Consider the following 9,706-nt stretch of genomic DNA (forward strand, 5'->3'; position numbering starts at 1 on the left):
GCGCGGCGTCCGGCCCGCTTCGGGTATCGTGTCGCTTCCATCGGCTGGAGGCATCCGGAATGTTCCGCTCGCTGCTGCTGTCGCTCGCCCTCGTGCTCGCCGCCGGCGTTGCGCTCGCCGCGACACCGGCCGAGACCACCCTCGCCGGACTGTCCCACGTGGCATTCCCGGCGCCGCACCGGGTCGCCTCCGGACGCCTGCAGGCGAGCGACATCGCCACGTTGCGGCATGCCCGCATCCGGCAGGTGATCGACCTCAGCACGGACAGCGAGAAGGCGGGTTTCGACGAGGGCGCCGCCGTGCGTGCGGCCGGCATCGGCTACCGCAACCTGCCGATTCGCGGCGCCGCCGACCTCACCCGCGCCAACGTCACGCAGTTCGATCGGCTGCTGCGCGATGCCGGCGAGCGGCCGACCCTGGTGCATTGCGCCAGCGGCAACCGGGTGGGTGCGATGATCGCGCTGCGCGCCGCGCTGGTCGGCGGCCAGCCGGCCAAGGCGGCCGTCGCTGAAGGCCGCCGCTGGGGCCTGAAGAGCCTGGAACCGGCCGTGCGCGAGCGGCTGCAGGCATGGTCGAACGGCGCAATCGGCACCGCGACGCCGCCCGTGCATTGAGGTTCGGCGGCGGCAGCGTACGCACGCCGCACGCGGCGCGAAAGCCGCGGCGCAAGTGGGGTACCATGCGCGCCTCCCCAAGTTTCCCCGGCAAGGCCCTGGACCCGACCTCCGCATCGCCGCCCGCTTCCACGCCGCTGCCGCTGCGCGCGGTGCTGCTGATGCTGGGCAGCGCCGGTTTCTTTGCGCTGATGGCGGTGACGATCCGCTTCGCCTCCGCCCAGTTGCACCCGTTCCAGATCACCTTCTTCCGCAGCACGTTCGGCGCGCTGTTCGCGCTGCCGCTGCTGCACGTGCACGGCTGGCAGCTGCTGCACACGCCGCGCTTCGGCTTCTACGTGATGCGCTGCGTGCTGGGCATGGGCGGCATGCTGGCCGGCTTCTGGGCGATCGTGAACCTGCCGCTGGCCGAGGCGGTGGCGCTGTCGTACTCCTCGCCGCTGTTCGTCACCATCGGCGCGGTGCTGTTCCTCGGCGAGGTGGTGCGCCTGCGCCGCTGGAGCGCGGTGGTCGCCGGCTTCATCGGCGTGCTGGTGATCGTGCGCCCCGGCAGCGACGCATTCGCCGCCGGCAGCCTGGTCGCCCTGCTGGCGGCGGCGCTGACCGGCGCGGTGACGATCAGCATCAAGTCGCTGACCGGCAGCGAGCCGGCCGACCGCATCGTGCTGCTGACCACCCTGCTGTGGGTGCCGCTGTGGGTGCCGCTGTCGCTGCCCGCCGCGCTGGCCGTGTGGCAGTGGCCGCACGCCAATATCTGGCCGTGGCTGGTGCTCTCCGGCGCGCTCGGCACCGGCGGGCACTACTGCTGGACCCGCGCGCTGCGCCTGGCCGACGCCTCGCTGCTGGCCCCATTCAGCTACCTGCAGCTGCTGATCGTGGCGGTGCTGGCGTGGTGGATCTTCGGCGAAGGCGTGGACCGCTACACCGCGGCGGGCGCGGCCATCATCATCGGCGCCAGCCTGTACATCGCCCATCGCGAACACCAGCTTTCGCGCCAGCGGCGGCAATTGCCCGTGGCAAGTGGCGAGCCGGCGGGCTAACCACGCCGTCCGATGGCGGGACGAGGTGGACACTACGGTGAGGCTTCCACCTTCGGAACTGCGCATGTAGTTTCATGGGGACCTGCCCGCGTGATCCAACCCATGCCGACACGATTCGCAGCCGCCCTGCTCTGCCTGTCCTCGATGCTTGCGCCCACGGCAATCGCCACCGAGGCGGCGCAGCCGGTGACACACAACTTCTTCAATGAACTCCGGCCGCTGCCCAACGACCTGGCGCGCTACCAGTACCTGCATCGCCTGATGCCGCAACTTTCAGTCGACGACCAGATGCAGGCGCGCCAATTCCTCGCCTTCGCCGACGCCAACCTCGGTCTGTACCGGGCTGCCGTCAGCGACTTCCCGTTCACCAATACGGCCCCTGCCGACCTGATCATGCCGACCCCGTCGCACTGGCGGGGAATCAACGCCGTGGATGCCATCGTCGGGCTTGCCGCGAACCGTCGCATCGTGATGGTCAACGAGGCCCATCACGATCCGCACACCCGTCTGCTCACGCTGGCGTTGCTGCCGCGCCTGCGCGCGCTGGGTTTCACCCATTTCGCGGCCGAGGCGCTCGACGAAAAAGATACCGGCCTGACCCGCCGCGGTTATCCACTGACGGTGAGCGGCAGCGAATACATGCGCGAACCGCTGTACGGCGAGATCGTGCGGGAAGCGATCCGGCTCGGCTTCGTGATCGTGCCGTACGAGTCCTTCGACAAGGCGCAACAGGTCCGGGAAACCGGCCAGGCCAATAACCTGTACCGCCGCGTGTTCGTGGCCGATCCGGCGGCGCGCCTGTTCGTGCATGCGGGCTACGCACACATCGACAAGGCACCCGGCGGGCTGGGGGACGATGTCAGACCGATGGCGATGGAACTCAAGCGGTTGAGCGGCTTCGATCCCCTGTCCATCGACCAGATCCGGTTCCGTGGGGTCGACCCTGTGCGCTAACCGCGAAATTACCGGCAATTGATCGCGGCATTCCATCCGACCAAGGCCATGGTTCTGCTGGGCCGCGGCGACGGCAAACCATGGAGCGCCCATCCGCAGCGTTATGACATCAGCGTGATCCTGCCATCGACCACTGACGCCCCACGCCCCAACTGGCTGCGCCGCGATCGCCACGCATGGCCCATCGACACCGCCCTGTGCGCCCGGGCGCGTCCCTGCGTGATCGAGGCACGGCTGACAAACGAACCGGACGACGCCACACCGGCCGACCGCTACACCCTGTTGGACATGCACGCGCAGGCTGCGCTTTATTTGCGGCCGGGCAAGTACCGAGTGCGGGCATGGGAAGCAAGCGGCAGGACACTAGGTGAGCGTCGCATCTCCATCACCCGGTGACGAGGCCCCACCACGCTCCTTGAACGGGCATCAGCGCAGTTGGCTGTCCTTGCTGCCGCGGCGGTTGTACAGGCTGGCGCTGCGCTGCTCCGCATCCTGCGCTGCCTGGCAGGCCACGCACAGGCGCACGCCGGGCACGGCCTGGCGCCGCGCTTCGGGAATCGGCGCGTCGCATTCCTCGCAATGCGCCAGGCCCGGGCCTTGGCGCAACTGCTGGCGCGCCCGCTGCACCGCGTCGTCGACGGTGGCGTCGATCTGGTCCTGCACGGCGCCGTCGCCGGCCCAACCGGTTGCCATGGCCCTACCTCCGCAAGACGGGAATCCGGCACCGCGCGCCCAGTGCGCACTTGTCCGCAAACCCTCGATACAAGCCAGTCTATGTCACGACTTGGGTTCGCCCCGCATCGGTTTCAAGCCGTTCCGCTGCGCCTGCCGGCCTTCTCCGGAGGCGGAGTGGCGCGGCATGAATCGAAGCGGCGGCCGGCGCAGGCTGCGTCGATTCGTGGCATGTCCAGCGGCGGTCGAAGTGCCAGAATGGACCTTTGCCCGCCCAGGAGAATGCACGTGAACACGCCATCACCCGCCGGCCCCGAGCAGCCCGCGCTGCGCAGCGACGACAGCGTCGCCAAACAGCTGTTCCTGGGCAACATCCTGGAGGAGAACCTGTTCCCCTACCCGGAGATCCGCGCCCGCGACCGCGAGATGCTGGGCGCGATGACCGACGCGATCGACCAGTTCCTCGCCGGCAAGGGCGCCGAGCTGAAGCAGTACGACCGCGACGCCGAGCAGCCGGCCGAATTCATCCAGGCGCTGCGCGAGATGGGCCTGTTCGGCCTGATCATCCCCGAGGCGTTCGGCGGCATGGAGCTGTCCAACGGCGCCTATGCGCGCGTGTTGGGCCAGACCAGCAGCCACGACAGCTCGGTTTCGCTGACCATCGGCGCGCACAGCTCGATCGGCATGAAGGGCCTCTTGCTGTTCGGCACCGACGCGCAGAAGCAACGCTACCTGCCACGGCTTGCCACCGGCGAGATGATCGCCGCGTTCTGCCTCACCGAATCCGGCGCCGGCTCCGATGCCGCCTCGATCCGCACCAAGGCGACGCGCAACGGCGACGGCAGCTGGACGCTCTCCGGCGAGAAGATCTGGATCACCAACGGCGGCATCGCCGATTTCTACACCGTGTTCGCGCGTACCGACACACCGGAAGGCAAGATCACCGCCTTCCTGGTCGAGGCGAAGTGGCCCGGCGTAAGCCACGGCCCGCACGAGGACAAGATGGGCATCCGCGCCTCAAGCACCACCACCGTCGCGTTCGCCGACGTGCGGGTGCCGGCGGAGAACGTGCTCGGCCCGGTCGGCAAGGGCTTCAAGGTGGCGATGAGTATCCTGAACTCGGGCCGCACCGGCCTGGGCGGCGGCGCGGTGGGCGGCATGCGCACGCTGATCCGGCTCGCCTGCGCGCAGGCGAAGGAGCGCAAACAGTTCGGCCAGTCGATCGCCGAGTTCGGCCTGGTGCGCGAGAAGATCGCGCAGATGGCGGTGGACTGCTACGCCGCCGAAAGCGCGGTGTGGATGGTGGCGCACCTGATCGACAGCGGCGGCAGCGACTACTCGGTCGAGGCGGCGATGAGCAAGGTGTTCGCCAGCGAGGCGGTGCAGCGCGCCTCCTACGAGGCGCTGCAGATCGCTGCCGGCAACGGCTTCATGCGCGAGTTCCCGTACGAACAGATCACCCGCGATACGCGCATCCTGTCGATCTTCGAGGGCACCAACGAGATCCTGCGCCTGTACATCGCGCTGTCCGGCCTGAAGGGTGTGGGCGCGGGCCTCAGCGAACTGAAGGCCGCGGTGGGCGACATCTTCAACGACCCGATCAAGGGCTTCGGCGTGCTCGGCAGCTACACCGGCCGGCGCATGCGCGAGGCCACCGGCTACGGCATCGACCGCATCGCGCACGAATTGTCGCCGCGGCTGCGCAAGGTTGCCGCCACCTACGAGAAGTACACGGTGGAACTGTCCAAGTCCTCCGACGCACTGCTGCGCCGCTACGGCAAGAAGGCGGCCGACCAGCAGCACGCGCAGAAGCGGCTGGCCGACATCGCGATCGACCTGTTCGTCGGCCTGTGCGTGCTGTCGCGCGCCGACAGCCTGGCGAGGCAGTCGCACCCGGCTGCCGACGAGGCGGCCAGCATCGCCGAGATCTTCGCCAAGCAGGCGCGCCGGCGCATGGCGCGCAACGTGCGCGGACTGGAGCGCAACGAGGACGAGGCGATCGAGCAGCTGGCCGGCGCGGTGCTCGCGCACGACGGCTACATGTGGGACGTGATCTGAAACCCGCCGAAGGAGAACCCGCCATGAGCATAGCCACCGTCCGCGCCAGCACCGGCAACGCGCCGTACGCGGTCGATTTCACCGACGACCAGGGCAACACCTGGCACGCCGACGAACCGCTTGAGGAAGGCGGCGCCAACACCGGCCCCGCGCCGCACCGGCTGCTGCTGTCGGCACTGGGCGCGTGCACCGCGATCACGCTGCAGATGTACGCGGCGCGCAAGCAGTGGCCGCTGCGCCACGTCGACGTCGAACTCAAGTTCAACCCCGACGGCACGCCCGAGTCGGGCAACGACATCACCCGCGTGATCACCCTGCAGGGCGAACTGGACGACGGGCAGCGCGAACGCCTGCTGCAGATCGCCAACAAGTGCCCGATCCACAAGGTGCTCACCGGCGAAGTGCGCATCGCCTCACGGCTGGCCGGCCCTTGACGGACAACTTCAGCCGATGCCTGCCAGCCGCAGCAGTGCCGCCGCCAGCGCGCCCACCACCACCACCAGCAGGAACGGGGCGCGCAGCCACAGCGCGACACCCGCGGCAAGCAGCGCGCCGAGCCGCGCGTCGAGCGCCAGCGCCGCGCCGGCGCTGAACGTGTTCATCGCGGTCAGCGACGCTAGCAGGCCGATCGTCAGCGTTCCGGCGACGCGGCTCATGTGCTCGTTCTCCAGCCAGCGCGCCGGCACCAGGTAGCCGGCCAGCTTGATCGCATACGCCGCCGCGCTGGCCAGCAGCAGCCATCCCCACAGCGCCATCAATCGTGCTCCCGCGGCGGCGCGGCGGCGCCGTCGTAGCCGGCCGGATCGACGTCCGGCTCCAGTCCCTCGTCCGCCGGCCCGCGGCTGAACCAGCCCCACAGCGCCGCGACCAGCGCGGCGAGCAGGATCGGCACGCCGGGCGGCACCCGCGGCAAGGCCAGCACGGTGGCCAGCGCGCAGACCACGGCCAGCGCCACCGGTTCGCGTGCGCGCAGGCGCGGCCACAGCAGGCCGAGGAACGCGGCCACCGCCGCGCCGTCCAGGCCCCAGCGCCGGGGATCGCCGAGCGCGTCGCCGAGCAGCGCGCCGGCCAGGGTGAACAGGTTCCACAACGCGAACACGCCCAGCCCGGCGGTCCAGAAGCCGCGGCGCTGTTCGTCGGGATCGAGCTGGCCCGCGGCGGTGGCGGCGGATTCGTCGATGGTGACCTGGGCGGCGAGCAGCCGGCGCCAGCCGTGCGGCCTGAGCATCCGGTTCATCTGCATGCCGTAGACCGCGTTGCGCACGCCGAGCAGGGTGGCCGCGCCGAACGCGGCCGAGCCGGCGCCGCCGCCGGCCACCACGCCGATGAAGGCGAACTGCGAGCCGCCGGTGAACATCAGCGCGCTCAGCGCCACCGTCTGCCACACGCCGAGCCCGGAGGCGACGCCCAGCGCACCGAACGACACCCCGTACAGCCCGGTCGCCACGGCGATCGAGAGGCCGATTCTCACGGCGGGTGATGGGGAGAAGCTCATCCCCGGATCTTATCGCATGCCCGGGGTGGAACCTCACCTCACCGCGTGCGCGACACCTCTCGAATCCGCTCCGGCTACGCCGACCGCTGCGAACGCCGCAGCAACCGCAGCGGCGCCGGGACACCGCCGCGATCGGCGGTGAGACCGGACATCACCAGCCGCCGGAACGGCCCCAGCCGCGCACCGGCGCCCAGCGCCAGCTTGCGCACCACCCGCGCCGGGCGGCGGTCGTCGGTATACAGGCCGGCCAGCATCCGCGTGGCAAGATACAGCGGCCGCGTGGCCAGGCGGTGTTCGCGTTCGTAGCGTTGCAGCAGCGCCGGGCTCCAGATCGGCCGCCCCGCGTCCACCGCCGCGCGCAATTCGCGCGCCAGCGTGGCCTGCCCGAGCAGGCCGAAATTGAAGCCGTGCGCGGTGACCGGATGCATGCCCACCGCCGCATCGCCGATCAGCGCGAAGCGCTCGGCCACGAAGCGCTTCGCATACACGCCCACCAGCGGATAGGCGCAGCGCGGGCCGGCCACCTTCATCGCGCCCAGGCGCTGCCGGAAGCGTTCGGCCAGCACCGCCTCCAGCACCGCATCGTCCAGCGCCAGCAGTTCGCGCATCGCCGGCGGCGGCAGGGTCAGCACCACCGAGGAGGTGTACGCATCGTGCAGCGGCAGCAACGCCAGGGTCTGGCCGACACCGAACCACTCCCACGCCACCTGTTCGTGCGGCACCTCGTGGCGCATGCGCAGCACCAGCATGGTCTTGCCGAAATCGTGCATGTCGGCAGCGATGCCCATGGCGCGGCGCGTGTCGGAGAAACGGCTGTCCGCCGCCACCACCAGCTGCGCGTGCAACGTGCCGCCGCGGTCCAGACTGACTTCCGCGCCATCGCTGCCGGTGCGCACCGCGCCCACCCGCGCGCCGGTGATGCGTTCGACCTCGGGCAGGCCCGCCACCTCGGCATACGCGGCGCGGCGGATCGCGTGGTTGGACAGCAGCCAGCCCAGCTGCGGCTTGCCGGCCTCGCCGTGGCGGAACATCAGGCCGTCGCGGTCCTCGCCGTCGAGCACCATCGCGTCGCGCAGGGTGCCGATTTCGTCTTCTCGCAGGCGCGCCCACAGCCCCAGCTCGCGCAGCAGCCGCTGCGAATGGTGGGTGATCGCGATCTCGCGCCCGTCGTCCGCCGGCGCCACCAGCGCCGCCTCCTCCTGCCGTTCCACCAGCGCGATGCGCAGGCCGCTGCCGGCCAGCGAACGGGCGAAACACAGCCCGGCGGGGCCGGCACCGATGATCACGATATCGAACGACATGCACCGCGCTCCCATGGGATGACCGCAGCAAGCTATCGGCCCGCGCCGGAGCCAGCGCTGACACCGGTCAAGAAAGCGGCATCGGCAGCCGCGTCAGCCGCCGCAGCCGCCGCAGCAGATCGACGGCAGCTGCACCACCTGTTCCGGCGCCACCGGCCAGCCGACCTGCCGCAAGACCTCGACCAGGTCCGCCGTCGTCGCCGAGGCGGATACCCTCAGCACCAGGCCGCTCATGTCGAGATCGACCACCGCGGTGGGGTCGACGTCGAACAGGGCGTCTTGCACCACGCTGGGGTCGGGGGACGCGTCGGTCAGGGCGATATGGAATTCCATCAGACTACCCGTTTCATGGGCACCGCCGCGGTGCCGTTGGCACCGATGTTCGGCAGTACCGGCCGGCGCCACCCTGATCCCGGTCAAGTACGGGTGAGGCAAATTGCCCCACCCGGGCTCGACGGATGTCGATTCCCTGGCGCGCCATTCGTCGCAGGTACAGTCCCCCGCGAAGGCAACCCACGATGCCTCCCAGGCTCTGCGCCACCCACTTCTCCTCCTGCTGCTGGAGGGTGCTGGCCGCGCCGGACGAGAACGGCACGCCGTCCGGGCGACGCGGGCCGGACCGTTTCTTCGACAACCCTGTCCGGACATCACTGCGGAAGATCGTGCCTGCTCGCCTGTACCCGAAGCCGATGGCGACTGAACGCCCCATCCCATGCATCCCGAGGAAATCGCCATGAACCACCCACCCATCGTCACGCGCGAACAATGGCAGGCCGCACGCCGCGCCCTGCTAGCCGACGAAAAGGCGCTCACCCGTGCGCAGGACGCCTTGAACGCGCGCCGCCGACGCCTGCCGATGACGCGCGTCGACGATGGCTACACGTTCGGCTCGCCCGCCGGCGCGCACACGTTCGCCGAGCTGTTCGAAGGCCGCCCGCAACTGATCGTCTACCACAACATGCTGGCGCCGGATTCGGACCACGTCTGCCCCGGCTGCTCGTTCTACTGCGACCAGATCGGCAACCTGGCGCACCTGCATGCGCGCGGCGTCGCCTTCGCGGTGGTCTCGCGTGCCCGAGTGGCCGAGATCGAGCCGGTCAAGGCTCGGCTGGGCTGGAGCTTCCCCTGGTATTCCTGCCACGGCACGAGTTTCCACGACGACTTCGTCGGCGCCGAGGGCGCGCCGTTCGGCCTGTCGGTGTTCCTGCGCACGGACGGAGGGATCTTCCAGACCTGGTTCACCACCGGCCGCGGCATCGAGTTGCCCATCAGCACCTTCGGCCTGCTCGACGCCACCCCGTGGGGTCGCCAGGAAGCCTGGGAGGACTCGCCCGCCAGCTGGCCGCAGCAACCCACCTGGAGCCAGGTGAAGATCCACGACCAGTACCCCGAATAACCCCGCCTGGAACCCGTGTAGGAGCGCACCCTCACTTCAGCTTTGTAGGGCGGGCACGGCCCGCCGCTCTTGGTCGTGGTGCATTGAAGAGCCGGCGGGCCGTGCCCGCCCTTGTATTCTGATTTTGCCCGAGTCGCGCTTGGGCAAAAGGGTGTCCGGATGCCGTGCCCGCCCTT

The 9,706-nt window shown here is 70.0% G+C and carries 12 protein-coding genes; 7 read left to right on the plus strand and 5 right to left on the minus strand.

Annotated elements, in window-relative coordinates; genetic code table 11:
- Positions 1-59: 59 nt before the first annotated feature.
- The 4 genes from RHOFW104R8_RS13615 (at position 60) to RHOFW104R8_RS17895 (ending at position 3,004) form a co-directional block, all read left to right on the plus strand.
- Complete coding sequence (locus RHOFW104R8_RS13615) at positions 60-614, plus strand: tyrosine-protein phosphatase (protein ID WP_068095977.1); 555 nt, start codon at positions 60-62, stop codon at positions 612-614.
- Positions 615-679: 65 nt separating this feature from the next.
- Positions 680-1,654, plus strand: a complete 975-nt coding sequence (locus RHOFW104R8_RS13620; protein WP_082823634.1) for a DMT family transporter — start codon at positions 680-682, stop codon at positions 1,652-1,654.
- 12 nt (positions 1,655-1,666) lie between these two features.
- Positions 1,667-2,608 (plus strand): hypothetical protein, encoded by a 942-nt coding sequence (locus RHOFW104R8_RS17890; protein WP_235605149.1) that lies wholly within the window; start codon positions 1,667-1,669, stop codon positions 2,606-2,608.
- Positions 2,609-2,626: 18 nt separating this feature from the next.
- Entirely contained in the window at positions 2,627-3,004 is a 378-nt protein-coding gene (locus RHOFW104R8_RS17895; RefSeq protein WP_068095973.1) for a hypothetical protein, read from the plus strand.
- Between the two features lie 30 nt (positions 3,005-3,034).
- On the opposite strand, the gene RHOFW104R8_RS13635 is transcribed toward RHOFW104R8_RS17895, so the two are convergent.
- Positions 3,035-3,301, minus strand: a complete 267-nt coding sequence (locus RHOFW104R8_RS13635; RefSeq protein WP_068095971.1) for a DksA/TraR family C4-type zinc finger protein — start codon at positions 3,299-3,301, stop codon at positions 3,035-3,037.
- Positions 3,302-3,562: 261 nt separating this feature from the next.
- Here RHOFW104R8_RS13635 and RHOFW104R8_RS13640 point away from each other — a divergent pair, with 261 nt between their 5' ends.
- A complete protein-coding gene (locus RHOFW104R8_RS13640) occupies positions 3,563-5,338 on the plus strand; it encodes an acyl-CoA dehydrogenase family protein (RefSeq protein ID WP_082823633.1) in 1,776 nt (591 codons plus the stop codon).
- Positions 5,339-5,361: 23 nt separating this feature from the next.
- A complete protein-coding gene (locus RHOFW104R8_RS13645; protein WP_068095969.1) occupies positions 5,362-5,772 on the plus strand; it encodes an OsmC family protein in 411 nt (136 codons plus the stop codon).
- Between the two features lie 9 nt (positions 5,773-5,781).
- Here RHOFW104R8_RS13645 and RHOFW104R8_RS13650 read toward each other — a convergent pair whose 3' ends face one another.
- From RHOFW104R8_RS13650 to RHOFW104R8_RS13665, 4 genes are all read right to left on the minus strand, one after another.
- Positions 5,782-6,093: an AzlD domain-containing protein gene (locus tag RHOFW104R8_RS13650; protein ID WP_007509273.1), complete on the minus strand. Its 312-nt coding sequence runs from the start codon at positions 6,091-6,093 to the stop codon at positions 5,782-5,784.
- Entirely contained in the window at positions 6,093-6,809 is a 717-nt protein-coding gene (locus RHOFW104R8_RS13655; RefSeq protein WP_235604443.1) for an AzlC family ABC transporter permease, read from the minus strand. Before RHOFW104R8_RS13655 ends, RHOFW104R8_RS13650 begins: the two co-directional genes overlap by 1 nt.
- A gap of 98 nt (positions 6,810-6,907) precedes the next feature.
- Complete coding sequence (gene ubiM, locus RHOFW104R8_RS13660; protein ID WP_068095964.1) at positions 6,908-8,134, minus strand: 5-demethoxyubiquinol-8 5-hydroxylase UbiM; 1,227 nt, start codon at positions 8,132-8,134, stop codon at positions 6,908-6,910.
- A gap of 93 nt (positions 8,135-8,227) precedes the next feature.
- Positions 8,228-8,467, minus strand: coding sequence for a hypothetical protein (locus RHOFW104R8_RS13665; protein WP_068095963.1), 240 nt, complete (start codon positions 8,465-8,467; stop codon positions 8,228-8,230).
- Between the two features lie 400 nt (positions 8,468-8,867).
- Here RHOFW104R8_RS13665 and RHOFW104R8_RS13670 point away from each other — a divergent pair, with 400 nt between their 5' ends.
- Positions 8,868-9,530 carry a DUF899 domain-containing protein gene (locus RHOFW104R8_RS13670; RefSeq protein WP_068096020.1) on the plus strand — a complete coding sequence of 221 codons (663 nt, stop codon included), beginning with the start codon at positions 8,868-8,870 and terminating at the stop codon, positions 9,528-9,530.
- Positions 9,531-9,706: the final 176 nt, after the last annotated feature.

The organism is Rhodanobacter sp. FW104-R8 (assembly GCF_001617365.1).
Taxonomy (GTDB): domain Bacteria; phylum Pseudomonadota; class Gammaproteobacteria; order Xanthomonadales; family Rhodanobacteraceae; genus Rhodanobacter.